The 13127-nt window shown below is 57.7% G+C and carries 12 protein-coding genes and 1 pseudogene; 9 read left to right on the plus strand and 4 right to left on the minus strand.

What is annotated here, in order from left to right; translation table 11 throughout:
* Positions 1-43: 43 nt before the first annotated feature.
* The 4 genes from AC0V6M_RS13635 (at position 44) to AC0V6M_RS13650 (ending at position 2974) form a co-directional block, all read left to right on the plus strand.
* Complete coding sequence (locus tag AC0V6M_RS13635; protein WP_486139342.1) at positions 44-1276, plus strand: argininosuccinate synthase; 1233 nt, start codon at positions 44-46, stop codon at positions 1274-1276.
* A gap of 228 nt (positions 1277-1504) precedes the next feature.
* The gene (locus tag AC0V6M_RS13640; RefSeq protein WP_486139343.1) at positions 1505-1630 is read left to right on the plus strand and encodes a hypothetical protein; all 126 of its coding nucleotides are present in this window, start codon (positions 1505-1507) and stop codon (positions 1628-1630) included.
* A gap of 421 nt (positions 1631-2051) precedes the next feature.
* Positions 2052-2639: a septal ring lytic transglycosylase RlpA family protein gene (locus AC0V6M_RS13645; RefSeq protein WP_486139344.1), complete on the plus strand. Its 588-nt coding sequence runs from the start codon at positions 2052-2054 to the stop codon at positions 2637-2639.
* On the plus strand, positions 2639-2974 hold the full coding sequence (locus tag AC0V6M_RS13650) for a ribosomal protein L7/L12 (RefSeq protein ID WP_486139345.1): 336 nt from the start codon (positions 2639-2641) through the stop codon (positions 2972-2974). The genes AC0V6M_RS13645 and AC0V6M_RS13650 overlap by 1 nt, the downstream gene beginning before the upstream one ends.
* Positions 2975-3145: 171 nt before the next feature.
* Here AC0V6M_RS13650 and AC0V6M_RS13655 read toward each other — a convergent pair whose 3' ends face one another.
* Positions 3146-3436 carry a hypothetical protein gene (locus AC0V6M_RS13655; protein ID WP_486139346.1) on the minus strand — a complete coding sequence of 97 codons (291 nt, stop codon included), beginning with the start codon at positions 3434-3436 and terminating at the stop codon, positions 3146-3148.
* A 135-nt stretch (positions 3437-3571) separates the two neighbouring features.
* Entirely contained in the window at positions 3572-4417 is an 846-nt protein-coding gene (locus AC0V6M_RS13660) for a hypothetical protein (RefSeq protein WP_486139347.1), read from the minus strand.
* A 1012-nt stretch (positions 4418-5429) separates the two neighbouring features.
* Between AC0V6M_RS13660 and AC0V6M_RS13665 the strand changes: the two genes are divergently transcribed.
* Entirely contained in the window at positions 5430-6146 is a 717-nt protein-coding gene (locus tag AC0V6M_RS13665) for a DarT ssDNA thymidine ADP-ribosyltransferase family protein (protein ID WP_486139653.1), read from the plus strand.
* Positions 6146-7195, plus strand: coding sequence for a type II toxin-antitoxin system antitoxin DNA ADP-ribosyl glycohydrolase DarG (gene darG, locus AC0V6M_RS13670; RefSeq protein WP_486139348.1), 1050 nt, complete (start codon positions 6146-6148; stop codon positions 7193-7195). Before AC0V6M_RS13665 ends, darG begins: the two co-directional genes overlap by 1 nt.
* A gap of 108 nt (positions 7196-7303) precedes the next feature.
* On the opposite strand, the gene AC0V6M_RS13675 is transcribed toward darG, so the two are convergent.
* On the minus strand, positions 7304-7627 hold the full coding sequence (locus tag AC0V6M_RS13675; protein WP_486139349.1) for a hypothetical protein: 324 nt from the start codon (positions 7625-7627) through the stop codon (positions 7304-7306).
* Between the two features lie 165 nt (positions 7628-7792).
* Between AC0V6M_RS13675 and AC0V6M_RS13680 the strand changes: the two genes are divergently transcribed.
* Positions 7793-8446, plus strand: a complete 654-nt coding sequence (locus AC0V6M_RS13680) for a hypothetical protein (RefSeq protein WP_486139350.1) — start codon at positions 7793-7795, stop codon at positions 8444-8446.
* 26 nt (positions 8447-8472) lie between these two features.
* Here AC0V6M_RS13680 and uvrA read toward each other — a convergent pair.
* A pseudogene (uvrA, locus tag AC0V6M_RS13685) lies at positions 8473-11504 on the minus strand (excinuclease ABC subunit UvrA).
* Positions 11505-11730: 226 nt separating this feature from the next.
* On the opposite strand from uvrA, the gene AC0V6M_RS13690 reads away from it, so the two are divergent.
* Complete coding sequence (locus AC0V6M_RS13690; RefSeq protein WP_486139351.1) at positions 11731-12885, plus strand: methyl-accepting chemotaxis protein; 1155 nt, start codon at positions 11731-11733, stop codon at positions 12883-12885.
* Positions 12886-12898: 13 nt separating this feature from the next.
* Positions 12899-13066 carry a hypothetical protein gene (locus tag AC0V6M_RS13695; RefSeq protein WP_486139352.1) on the plus strand — a complete coding sequence of 56 codons (168 nt, stop codon included), beginning with the start codon at positions 12899-12901 and terminating at the stop codon, positions 13064-13066.
* Positions 13067-13127 lie beyond the last annotated feature (61 nt).

The following is a 13127-nucleotide window of genomic DNA, read 5'->3' on the forward strand; positions in this document are numbered from 1 at the left end:
ACAAAATGACGGAGGCGCGCTGCGCCGAGACGAAGGTGTGACAATGTCCGATATCAAACGTGTGGTTCTCGCTTATTCAGGCGGTCTTGATACTTCTGTGATTGCCAAATGGCTGGAGGTTGAGCGCGGGCTGGAGGTGGTCACTTTCACCGCCGATCTCGGCCAAGGCGAGGAGATTGAGCCTGCCCGTACAAAAGCCCGCGCGATGGGCATTCCGGAAAAGCACATCTTCATCGAAGACCTGCGCGAGGAATTCGTACGCGATTTCATCTTTCCTATGATGCGCGCCAATGCCCGCTATGAAGGCGACTATCTGCTTGGCACTTCGATTGCCCGCCCGTTGATCTCCAAGCGCTTGGTTGAAATCGCTGCTGAAACTGGCGCGGATGCCATTGCCCACGGCGCGACCGGCAAAGGCAACGATCAAGTGCGGTTTGAGCTTTCCGCCTATGCGCTGAACCCCGATATTCAGGTCATCGCCCCGTGGCGCGAATGGGACCTTACTAGCCGCACAGCGCTGATCGCTTGGGCTGAAGCGCATCAGATTGACGTGCCAAAGGATAAGCGCGGCGAGAGCCCTTTTTCTACCGATGCGAACCTGCTGCACACATCCTCTGAGGGCAAAGTGCTCGAGGACCCATGGGAAGAGACGCCCGACTACGTCTACTCACGCACGGTCAATCCAGAGGACGCACCGGACGAGCCGGAATACATCACCATCGCGTTTGAGGCGGGAGACGGTGTTGCCCTCAATGGCGAAGCGATGAGTCCGGCCACGCTGCTGACCGCGCTCAACAATCTTGGCCGCAAGCATGGCATTGGCCGGCTTGATCTGGTTGAGAACCGCTTTGTCGGCATGAAATCGCGCGGCATGTACGAAACACCGGGCGGCGAGATCTACGCCCGGGCGCATCGCGGCATAGAGCAATTGACGCTGGACCGCGGCGCTGCCCACCTAAAGGACGAGCTGATGCCGCGCTATGCAGAGCTGATCTACAACGGCTTCTGGTTCGCACCAGAACGCGAGATGCTGCAGGCGGCAATTGATCACAGCCAGATTGGCGTCACGGGCGACGTCCGCCTCAAGCTCTACAAAGGCAATGCGCAGGTCGTTGGCCGCCGCGCCGATGTCGACTACAACCTCTACAGCGAAGACGTCGTCACCTTTGAGGACGATGCAGGCGCCTATGACCAGCAGGACGCTGAAGGCTTCATCAAGCTAAACGCGTTGCGACTCAAACTGCTCGCTCAAAGAGGCCGGAAACGCGGCCGCTGATCGTCAAAAGAGGCGCATTTTTGAGCGCTCATTTTACGATTGCGACGAGCCGCTGACTTATCCACCCTCGTCCACAAGTGATCTGGGCAAAAGTGGATAAGTCGGGGTTGCACCACTTGCGCGACTCGGTTTTTGGGCGCAGTTTCTAAACATCGAAAGGGCAGAAAAGGGATTGAGAAGAGGGCCGCAAGGCGCTATTTTTAAGCACTTTTTGTAACGATCGACGCGATGGTGATTGTCCACGCGAGCTTTGAGAAACAGGATGGCAATGGCTTCGGCCAAAACCAGACTGGATCGTTTGAGGAGATCGCGAAGCAGACCCATCAGATGGCCACCAATTTGGTCGGAGATTGAGGGCGAAAAGGGTTGGACCCGGATCGACTGTTTGAGATCGAAGGCAATACAGATTGATGGTCTCAGCTCCACCCGAGGAGCAGAGGATGCAAACAGGAACTTCGGTTCAGGAATGCAGAGACTGCTTGCAAGTGAAGCTGGATGCCGGTGCGAGCACTGGTGAAAAGCCCGCCGTACATCGTACGGAGGCAAGAAACCGGATGCCAAGTGCATCTTGCGAGGTTCGCCAAGCAAGTTGACCACGCGTCGGTAAGAGTGGGGTCGGCAGCAATGCCGGCCCCATTTGCTTTGCGCGCCTGGTTTTCGCCAAGTGGCAGCCCACTCCGCAAACCCGAACCACGCCAGAACGGGCATCAAACCGGGCAATCAGAGCTGCGCCCGATTGTGCTCTCCCCCTCTTTTCGCCTAAAGCATGCCCATTATGAGAGGGGTATCAAAGCGAGTTTGCGCGAGCGGCGTTGGCGTAGCCACGGCCCTGCTCCTGTTCGCATCCGTCCCCTCCAGCACCCTCGCTCAGCAAGACGGCGCGCTCCTGCAAACCCCGCAGACCCAGCAGCAGCCCCAAGCAGCCCCCCGATCCGCCGCCTCCTTCGACGCGCAGTTCGCCCCCTATAACACCGCGCCCAGCCCCATCACCGTCGCCCCTGGCGCGGTCGACCTCACCAGCTTTGAGCCGACCGCTGAACCCAAGCCGCCGGAGCCGCGCAGCATCCGCAATCTCGGCAGCGGCATCGCATCCTACTACGGCCGCCGCTTCAACGGCCGCCTCACCGCCAATGGCGAGCGCTTCAACATGCGCGCCATGACCGCCGCCCATAAGACCCTGCCCTTCGGCAGCCTCGTGCGCGTTACCAACCCGCGCAATGGCCGCGCTGTCACCGTGCGCATCAACGATCGCGGACCGTTCGTGAAAGGCCGCGTCATCGACCTCTCGCGCGCAGCGGCTGAGGAGATCGGCATGATCAGCAGAGGCCATGCCCGCGTGGACCTGGAACTGGTCGCCCGCTGATGGACGGTATTCTGATCTTCGGCGCTGGCATAGCCACCGGCTTCATCCTCGCTGTCATTGTGCTGAGGCGCACAGGCGGCGACATGATCGAGCAGCAGCGCCGCGATGCCTCCAGCTTTGGCCACCGCACTCCCACCCCTCCGCGCGCGCCAGAGCCGCTTACGCCACCGCATCACAGCCTTCAGGGCACCACCATCGACCTCAGCAACGATCCGGAAGTCCGCGCGGCCTTCATGAACGGTCGCAAGATCGAGGCGATCAAGCTCGTTCGCGAGCGTACCGGACTGGGCCTCAAGGAAGCCAAGGACATCGTCGAGAGCCAGTGGCCGCATTAGCGTGCCCGTCCCTCCCCGCGCCTCCATTCACCGCGCGCGCGGCTCGCTTGGAACACATGGAACACAGTCCAGGGGCCAAAATCTCGGCCCTCTCTCACAGCCCGATTGAGCGCAGCCTTCGGCCATAGCGCCCCGCGCGATCGGCACGGGGCAGCGCACGAGCAACTCGCGCTATTCGAGCGTGATGCCCGCCTTGGTTGCGCAGGACGTTAGGGTGGCTTCCGACATACCGCGTCCGCCATTGGTGATGGCCTTGCTCATCTTCTCGGTAATGCAGGTGCACATCTCGCCCGCCTGTTCGCGCGTGATCGAGCTGTCGGCACGCTCCGTCCGGCTGATGCACTTGGCGATGGCCGCCCCCTCAGCCCCGCCGCCATAATCCGACGGGTCAGGCGCATTGCACCCGGCCAGCAAAGCGGCAGCGGAAAATAGGACGATCGGTGTTAAGGTAATGTTTCTCATAGACTTTAGTATATCGGACAAGTGTTAAGATTTGCCCCCGCCAATGTGAATGCGCGGGCAGGAGCGCGCAGCAAAGCCGCGATGTGAGCAGATGCGGACCGCCTGGGCACAGGTGCGAGCGCACCGGCACACACCTCACTCATGCCCCGAGTAATCCGCGCCCTCGGCCATAGCGCCCTCAGCAATATGCGCGGGCAAGTCCTGCGTGCGCGCCACGGCCCACCATTTCTCCAGCCCCGCCTCAAAGGCGCACAATTGCGCCGCCTCCGCCTCGCCCGGATCGTCGAATTGATGCACCGCGCGCGCAGTGATGGGCCGCTCCGCCTCCATCGCCATCAGGCGCTGTTCGAGTTCGGGTATCGGGGGATTTGAGGGGGATTGGGAGTTTGGAGTTTTTTGTTGTTCCGCAAGCGCATCCGCGCTCGCGATATCCTCGTTTTGTTTGTTTGCGCCCTCAAGCGCCGGGCGCGGGCCATCCGGCCCGCTTGGCTTTCCTCGCATAAGCTCGGGCGGGCGTGCGCCCTTGCACTCGCCTTCGGCTCGCGATTGGTGCTGGTAGCAGCCGCATGTGCTTCGCGTTTGGCTTTGGGCTTTTAAGCGCGCCTCCTCGGCTTCTTTCTCCTCAATGCGCTCTGCCAATCGGTCGAGCCGTGCGAGGTGCGCCAGCAGCAGGCGGCTGTCATAGCGGGTGCGGGTCGCCACCTCCTCGCCGTGATAGAACACCTTTTCGGTCACCCCGCTGATCGCGCGGTCGGCCAGGATCGACTCAACATGCGTGCGAGCGATCACCAGAGCGGCGTCCCACTCGTCCAGAAAGCGCGGCTCCGCCTGACGCGCGCGGTAAGCGGTCTGCGGGCTGAGCGAAGCCGCCCGGCACGCAAGCCGCACATTGCCATAGAGGCGCAGGTTTTCGAGAAAGGCGGCACGCCGCGCCGGTGTGAGCGCTGGCGGGACGGATGGAAGAGGGAGAAGCTGAGTCATGGTGTTTGATTCCTTTTTTAGCGCCCTCAAGAGCCGGGCGCGGGCCATCCGGCCCGCTTGGCTTTCCTCGCATTAGCTCGGGCGGGCGTGCGCCCTTGCACTCGCCTTCGGCTCGCGAACCATTCCAAGCCAACTGCATGGGGCCAAGGTTCCTGGCGCGAGGTAATTTGGGTAGCTCCAAGGTTCTTGGTGCGAGATCGCTGGGTAGCGCCGAGACGCTTGGCGCGAAGTAGTTGGGTGAGCACCAAGGTTCTTGGCGCGAGATCGATGGTTTGGAATGGTCCGGTCCGCGACTAGCGGACCGCAAGGCCGACCGGCCGCCGCGGCTTATGCCGCGAAAGCCAAGCGGGCCGGATGGCCCGCGCCCGGCGCTTGAGGGCGCAAACAAATAAACAAGCGTCAGCGCGCGAGGTAGTTGGGGTAGCACCAAGAACCTTGGCTCCCTGTCTCTGGCTTGGTCGCGGAGCACGGCGCGAAGCGCCGCAAGGACCTTGTGGCCGCCCGCAGCGATGCGCCTGAAAGGCGCGTGAGCGAGGAAAGCCAAGCAGCGCGGATGCGCTGCGCCCGGCGCTTGAGGGCGTAAACAAAAATCCGCCCCGCCCGCAGGGTCTAAACAAAAAACTCCCCACCTCTTGGTGCAACCCAACCGCATGGCACCAAAAAAACTACCTCACCCTGCCCCCTATGCGCCCAGCCTCGACATGCGCGAGCCGAGCTGCGCGCATGCTCAGCCGGTCCGGGGTCTCCGGGGCGCGTGGGATAAGGGCTTTGGGGGAGTTTGCGGCGCGCATCATAGGGACCGCGGGAAGGAAATGTTGGGCCTTGGGCCATGGTCGTTCGCCTTTGATTTTCAGTTCAAGGGAACAGGACCATCTATAGGAACTTTGGCGTGTAGGAAAACTCAGCGAGCCAATTTCAGCGGCAATAAAATAGGTCTTGCAAGCCCGATGAATATGGTGTCAATGAAAGGAACAAACAGGGAATTTTAAAGTCGCCGAGGGGACAACAATTGGTGCCGGAACGCTTCGTCTTTAGACAAGTCTATACAGCGGATATTGCGGTTTTTGCGGCGGACAAAGAGCTAAGAGCGAAGAACCACTTCCCTATGCAAGCCTGCCATCAAACCTCCTACAGAGAGCTTGTTGAACGCCGAGGAACTGAAGAGTTTACAATGCCATGTGGAGGTGTTGTGAATGACTATGTGCTATTCTACTTTTCGCCATTCACAGCCTTCTGCTACACAATCTACAAAGGAAACGTCGAGTTACGAGCTCCGAATGGGGAGAGCCTTGGAACAGCGACCCAAGCTGACCGCTCATTTGTCGTCTACAAGGCTGCGAAGCTAATCGAGAACGACACCTTCCTGACTTATTTTTCGAACACAGCACTAAATGATAGGTCGGTCGAAATTGTTTTTGGGCAGTCATTGGAAGAACTCCAAGATACCGTTAAATGGGCGCTGTTTGACGAAGCACCAATGGCTGGCCATGTTGCAGAGATTGGATATCAAGGCTGCTGTCGCTACTTTTTGGACCGCGCTGAGCCGGAGCGCTATCAGGATAGAAAATCTCGAAGGATGGCAGAATTCCTAATTAGAGACGCGGTGCCATTGGATCATGCTGAGTGCATTTTAACTCCCAATGATACGAAGAACCAAGAAGTTACGGCAATCTTGCGTTCCAAAAATATGACTATTCCTGTTCTTACTAAGCCTGGGTGCTTTTTCTGATGTCTATTACATTTAAAAAAGGGGACTTGTTTACTGAGCAAGCTGACGCGATAGTTAATACGGTGAATTGCGTAGGAGTTATGGGCAAAGGTGTGGCTTTAGAGTTTAAGCGGAGATGGCCAAAAAATTATCTTGCTTATCGAAAACTCTGCCAATCAAAAAAACTAAGGCCCGGCGACCTTTTCATCTATGAGCAAACTGATTTGCTGACGGAACATGGCCCTAGCTATCTTGTGAACTTTCCGACCAAAGATCACTGGCGCGCAAAATCCAAAATTGAATATGTCAGTGATGGCCTTATCGCACTCCGAAATGAGCTAGAGACCGGAAAAATTCGTTCAATAGCCATGCCTCCACTCGGATGTGGCAACGGCGGGCTTGAGTGGAGAGTTGTGAAAGATTTGATAATAGAAAAACTCGAAGGACTCGATACAGAAATCATCGTTCTAGAACCTTTGGAAGAACGCGATAATCCAGAGCACGCCAATCAAGACTCGATTGAGCTCACGTTTCGTCGCGCAGCACTTTTGAAAACGCTTGGAGACCTAGAACCGTTGTTTGGTGATGGATTTGATCGGTTGTCATTGCAAAAACTGACCTATTTTTTGCAAGAACTCGGGATTCCTTTTGGCCTTTCATTTCATAAAAACAAATTTGGCCCCTATTCAGAAAATCTCAAAAGGGCTTTTGCGACACTAGAAAAACAAGGCGCAATTGCCGGGTTTACTGGGAGCAACCAAGTCAGTCACGTGACCAAGGCTGGCTATGCTGCAGCCGACGATTTTTTGATAAACGAGCAAAAAAGCCATGAAGTCTCAGAGATAGTTAGAAAACTGTCTCATCTTATTGAAGGGTTTGAAAGCCCTTATGGACTTGAGTTGCTCTCTACAACGCACCATCTCTCAAAAAACCAAAGCAACCAATCTGTGGATGACTTGATCTCCGCATTCCATTCATGGAGTGACCAGAAAAGAGAGAGATTTGGAGATAGTGCAATTGGTAACGCCTTTGCCCGTCTTGGTGAAGACGGGCTTTTGGGAACGAGTTAAACTCGACAAAACCAACAAAAAAAACGCGCCCTCCCCGCAGGAAGAGCGCGTCTCTCAAAATCCTAAACCTTTAAGCGCAGCCCCGGACGGAGCATTGCGCGTGCGGGCTTACTCCGCAGCGGGGGCGTCTGCGCCCGTACCCGTTTCAGCCAGAACCTCGTTCATGCATTCCTCGCCAAGCGCGGTCATCTTTTCCTCATCGACCAGATCGGTCAGGCCGAAATCCTGCTCTTTCATCTTACCAACAGAGCAATCGCAAAATGGCTGTGCCAATTCCGCCGGTCCGCCGACTTCTGCGGCGAAGGACGATTGGCATTCTGAACCAAATTCGTCGAACATCGCGTCTTTATCGACCAAGTCGCCGCAGGCAGACAGCAACAGGCCGCCCGTCATCAATGCGGGTAGCGCGAATGCTTTGGTAGTGAATGACATGAAAGACCCCTCAATTGTCTGGTGTGATACGCCGTGTCCCGGCCCCGCGCATCCTACACAGCGCGCGGGGCTTGGCAATCGTGTGTGTTGGCGGGTGACATCTAAACCATTGCCAGCAGGGCGGATTGCGCGATAGTCTGGACCGACATAACGGGGCAATCATCCATGCAAGAGACCACCATATCGGGCTTCCAATTCCTGCTCGAAACGTTCGTGCTGCTGATGGGCCTCGCCATGGCTGAGGTGCTGCGCGGCTTTGCCCGGGTGCTAAAGCTGCGCGCGCGGCAAAAGGCCGGGGTCGATCCCGCGTCTGAGGCGATCACGATTGGGTGGCTGGTGCCGCTGATGGGGCTGGTGGTGATCCTCGATCAGTCGACGTTCTTCCTGCACATGTACAGCTTTCGCGAGACGCTGCTGTTCAATGGCGGGACGGTGATCGGGATCTTGCTGACGATCGGTTGGTATTATCTGATTGCGAGCCTGGTGTTCCCCGACAAGCCCGCCGATTGGCGCGATTTTGACGCATGGTATTGGCAGCAGAAACGCTGGATCATGGGCGGCGTGATCGGGATCAATGCGATCAGTACGGTTGCGGGCATATTGCTGGCGACGCCGGAGCAGCTTGAGGCAACGCGGGAAGCGCAACAGGCCGGCATTGCTGGCATATTGGCTGGCCTGGCCGCCTTGGCAGCGATCCCGGCGATGTTCTGGCTGTTCTTTTCCAAGAGCAAGCGGGTGAACATCGCTCTGCTACTGGTGCTGGTGGCCAGCCCGGTGATCTACGGCGCGCTCACCATTGGCAGCGAGCTTCCCGGCTGATCGCAGACCCGACGCGCGGGTAAGCCTTAGCCAGCCTTCGCCTTCTTCTTGGTGGTCTTCGCCGGTTTCGCGCCCTGCTTCGCCGGCCCCTTGCTCAGCATGTTCTTGAGGTATCCGCCGGTGAAGCTGCGCGGTTCTTTCGCGACCGTCTCCGGCGTGCCCGCTGCGACCACTTCGCCGCCGCGCACCCCGCCCTCTGGGCCCAGGTCAACGATCCAGTCGGCCGTCTTGATAACGTCGAGATTGTGCTCGATCACCACCACGGAATTGCCCTGCTCCACGAGGCGGTGCAGCACCTCCAGCAGCTTGCGCACGTCCTCAAAGTGCAGGCCCGTGGTCGGCTCATCAAGGATATAGAGCGTTTGCCCGGTGCTGCGTTTGGACAGCTCCTTCGCCAGCTTCACCCGCTGCGCCTCACCGCCCGACAATGTCGTCGCCTGCTGGCCGACCTTCACATAGCCAAGGCCGACCTCGTTCAGCATCCGCATCTTGTCGCGGATCGGCGGCACGGCCTTGAAGAAGCCCTCCGCATCTTCAACCGTCATGTCCAGCACATCGGCGATGGAGAGGCCCTTGAACTTCACCTCCAGCGTCTCGCGGTTGTAGCGTTTGCCGCCGCATTCCTCGCAGGTGACATAGACGTCGGGCAGGAAGTGCATTTCGATCTTGATCAGGCCGTCGCCGGTGCATTGCTCGCAGCGGCCGCCCTTCACGTTAAAGCTGAAGCGGCCCGGCTTGTACCCGCGCGCCTTCGCCTCTGGCAGACCAGCAAACCAATCGCGGATATTGGTGAAGGCACCGGTGTAGGTCGCCGGGTTGCTGCGCGGGGTGCGGCCAATCGGCGACTGGTCGATCTCAATCACCTTGTCGCAATATTCGAGGCCCTCGATTTTATCGTGCTTGCCCGCGATCACGCGCGCGCCGTTCAGCACGCGGGCGGCGGAGGCATAGAGCGTATCAATGGTAAAGGTCGATTTGCCTGAGCCGGAGACCCCGGTGATGCAGGTGAATGTGCCCAAGGGGATCGACGCTGTGACGTCTTTCAAATTGTTCGCCTGAGCGCCGCGCACCGTAATGTTGTGCCCATTGCCGGGCCGCCGCTCTGCAGGAACCGCAATCTCGCGCCGCCCGGTGAGATAGTCTGCGGTGAGCGACTTTTTCGACTTCATGATCTGTTTCAGTGTGCCCTGCGCCACCACTTCGCCGCCGCGCACGCCCGCGCCCGGGCCAAGGTCAACGACGTGGTCCGCCTGACGGATCGCGTCTTCATCGTGCTCCACCACGATCACCGTATTGCCGAGATCGCGCAGGCGCTTCAACGTCTCGAGCAGCCGGTCATTGTCGCGCTGATGCAAGCCAATGCTCGGCTCGTCGAGCACGTAGAGAACGCCAGAGAGCCCGCTGCCGATCTGGCTCGCGAGCCGAATGCGCTGGCTCTCCCCGCCAGAGAGCGTCCCGCTGGTCCGATCGAGGTTGAGGTAATCCAGCCCGACATTGTCGAGGAAACCGAGCCGCTCGTTGATCTCTTTCAGGATCGCCTTGGCGATCTGCGATTGCTGATCGGTCAGCTTCTCATCGAGCGCCAGGAACCAGTCCTTCGCATCCGACACGCTCATCTTCACCGGGTCGGCAATGTCCGTGCCCGCGACCTTTACTGCCAGCGCCTTTTCATTCAGCCGCTTGCCGCCGCAGCTCTCGCACGGCTGCGCGGTTTGGAATTTGGACAGTTCCTCGCGCATCCACGCGCTGTCGGTTTGCAGCAGGCGGCGATTGAGATTGCCGATCACACCCTCAAACGGTTTGCGCACCGTGTATTCCTTACGACCGTCCTTAAAGGTCAGCTCAACCGGCATACCGCCGGTCCCTTGCAGAATGATCAGCTGTTGATCAGGCTCCAGATCGCGCCACGGCGTCGTCAGATTGAAATCATACGCCTTGGCCAGGCTGGCCAGCACTTGCAGATAATAGGGCGAAGGCGGATTGCTCTTCGCCCATGGCGCAACCGCGCCCTGTTTCAGGGTCAGCCCTTCGTTTGGCACCACCAATTGCGGGTCGAACAATTGCTTCTCGCCCAAACCGTCGCAGGTTGCGCACGCCCCCTGAGGCGCGTTGAATGAGAACAGGCGCGGCTCAATCTCTTCAATGGTGAACCCGCTGACCGGACAGGCGAACTTCTCTGAAAAGACGATGCGATTATCCGGAACCCCTGCTCCCTTAAGATTCCCCCTTTTTCCGTCCGGGCTGAGCTTGTCGAAGCCATGCCCTTTTCTTCGGAAGTGGAGGACAGCCCTTCGACAGGCTCAGGGCGGACGGACTTGAGGGCATCCTCAACCGTGCCATCCGCCAGATCAATATAGGCCAGCCCTTCGGCCAGCTTCAGCGCGGTTTCGAAACTATCGGCCAGGCGGGTTTCCATGCCGGGTTTGGCTGCGATCCGATCAACCACGACTTCGATGTCGTGCTTGAATTTCTTATCGATCGCCGGCGCTTCCTCGATTGGGTATAGTTCCCCATCGATCCGCACGCGGGTGAAGCCCGCCTTTTGCCATTCGGCCAGTTCCTTGCGGTATTCGCCCTTGCGCCCGCGCACCACCGGCGCGAGCAGATAGGCGCGCGTGCCCTCAGGCAGTTCCATCACCCGGTCGACCATCTGGCTGACGGTTTGCGCGGCTATCGGTTTGCCGGTGGCCGGTGAGTACGGCACGCCCACCCTCGCCCACAGCAGGCGCATATAGTCATAAATCTCGGTAACGGTCGCCACGGTTGAGCGCGGATTGCGGCTGGTCGTCTTCTGCTCAATGCTGATCGCTGGCGACAGCCCATCGATGTGTTCAACATCGGGTTTCTGCATCATCTCAAGGAATTGCCGCGCATAGGCCGACAGGCTCTCAACATAGCGCCGCTGACCTTCAGCATAGATCGTATCAAACGCAAGCGAGCTCTTTCCCGAGCCAGACAGGCCTGTGACCACGATCAGCGCATCACGCGGCAAATCAATATCAACGCCTTTGAGGTTGTGCTCTCTGGCACCGCGAACTGAGATTTTCGTGAGGGACATGGCACACCAATTGGGGCCTCAATCCCTTTGAGTCCAGAGGCACCGATACAAAGCCGCTTCTCGGCGCTATGTTCTCCACATGTTCCAGCGGCGCTAGCAGGAAAATCGCCTCAGTACCGTTTCAGCTTTATTTACTATCTTTAGGTAGGAGGCCGTAAGGGAGCGATTGATCACTATGGACCACGCAAAATTTGATTTCGCGAATTCGTATGAAATTAGATCAGAATTGTTTGAACAACGCGCAAAGGCATTGTTCGGTGACGGTACGTTGCGTGCCGAGATTGCTCAGTTCTGGGCGCGCTATTCCCGAGAAATAGAAGCGTTCTCCCAAACCTATTGGGACGGACAAATCGACGGTAGCAATATCGAAACTATGAGTGCGCTGCTCGGCCGTCAATTGTCGCATGAGGAAGTGGTGCAGACATCGGTCGAACGCTCGCTCGGCATTTTTACCGCCACAGATGAACTCGAATGGATGGACAGGCTTGCTTGGCTTGGCCTTGCTGGTTGGTTGATCGACCGCCAGGATATGATGATCCAGAAACGCTCCAAATATTATAATGGAGTGATTGAGGTTATTGCACAGGGTGCAAATTCTGTTGCTGATGCACTGCCCGACATTACCTTCTTCAATCAGCTTGCCTTTATCCAGCTCGAAATCATTTCAAGCTTCCGGGCTCAGCTGGATGCACGCTATCGCGCAGATAAGATCAACCGGATGGGCAGTGAATTCGTTGCAACCCTGTCAAACAAGATCGAAAACACATTGTCCGTGTCAGAGGCCTTGCGTGACGAGGCCCAAGGTGCCGATTCCAAGATTTTGGAACTGCAGCACGCCACAATCGAAGCAGCGGCGATTTCAAAGCAGTCCGCGCAATCGATGCAAGATGCAGCCAATGCTGCTGGCGTCCTTGAGCAGGCGCTCAATAATGTGAAGTCTGGTCTGGATGAAAACCGCAGTGTGTTGGTCAAAGCAGTTGATCAAGCGGGCCTGACCGCGAATGACAATGCGAAAGCCGTCGAGGAAGTTGTCGCTATTGAAAAGATCGTCCAATCCATCTCGGACGTAGCCGATCAAACCAACATTCTTGCGCTCAATGCCAGCATCGAGGCGGCGCGTGCAGGCGATGCAGGCGCAGGATTCGCCGTTGTCGCGCAAGAGGTGAAGAGCTTAGCCGGGCAAACCGCATCAGCGACGGATATGGTTCAAAAGCAGATCGACGCCATCCGTTCTTCAACACAGAAAAGCCAGCAATCGAGCAATTTGATGTGTGAGCTTGCAGAGCGATTGGGCGAAGAAAACCAATTGCTGCTCGAAGCGCTGCAAAGTCAGCTTGCGAAATTCTCTAGCATTACCGACGCTGTCGATGAAACGAGCTGAAGGCGCAGCCAGCATGGGTGAATTGGTTGCCAATGTTAATCGCGACACAAACAGCGTTGTTGCTCTGATACAGCGCCTAGCCAATGCATCTCAAGACAGCGCACAGCAACTTTCGGGAATCGTCAATGAAACCGGCAAGTTTGTACAAACCATTGGCGATGAAAAGCGTAACATCGGCTAGTTCGCGGCGGCCTGTTTGCAGGCTTTACGAGTCTCACGTGCTTTTCCCATTTGCAACAACA

The organism is Erythrobacter sp. JB3-1 (genome assembly GCF_057364995.1).

Bases quoted from the DNA above. Each gene is read 5' to 3' on its own strand.
- AC0V6M_RS13655 (WP_486139346.1), bottom strand. From the start codon at position 3,436: ATGAGAAACATTACCTTAACACCGATCGTCCTATTTTCCGCTGCCGCT.
- AC0V6M_RS13645 (WP_486139344.1), top strand. From the start codon at position 2,052: ATGAGAGGGGTATCAAAGCGAGTTTGCGCGAGCGGCGTTGGCGTAGCC.
- AC0V6M_RS13650 (WP_486139345.1), top strand. From the start codon at position 2,639: ATGGACGGTATTCTGATCTTCGGCGCTGGCATAGCCACCGGCTTCATC.
- darG (WP_486139348.1), top strand. From the start codon at position 6,146: ATGTCTATTACATTTAAAAAAGGGGACTTGTTTACTGAGCAAGCTGAC.
- AC0V6M_RS13680 (WP_486139350.1), top strand. From the start codon at position 7,793: ATGCAAGAGACCACCATATCGGGCTTCCAATTCCTGCTCGAAACGTTC.
- AC0V6M_RS13675 (WP_486139349.1), bottom strand. From the start codon at position 7,627: ATGTCATTCACTACCAAAGCATTCGCGCTACCCGCATTGATGACGGGC.
- AC0V6M_RS13635 (WP_486139342.1), top strand. From the start codon at position 44: ATGTCCGATATCAAACGTGTGGTTCTCGCTTATTCAGGCGGTCTTGAT.
- AC0V6M_RS13660 (WP_486139347.1), bottom strand. From the start codon at position 4,417: ATGACTCAGCTTCTCCCTCTTCCATCCGTCCCGCCAGCGCTCACACCG.
- AC0V6M_RS13640 (WP_486139343.1), top strand. From the start codon at position 1,505: ATGGTGATTGTCCACGCGAGCTTTGAGAAACAGGATGGCAATGGCTTC.
- AC0V6M_RS13695 (WP_486139352.1), top strand. From the start codon at position 12,899: ATGGGTGAATTGGTTGCCAATGTTAATCGCGACACAAACAGCGTTGTT.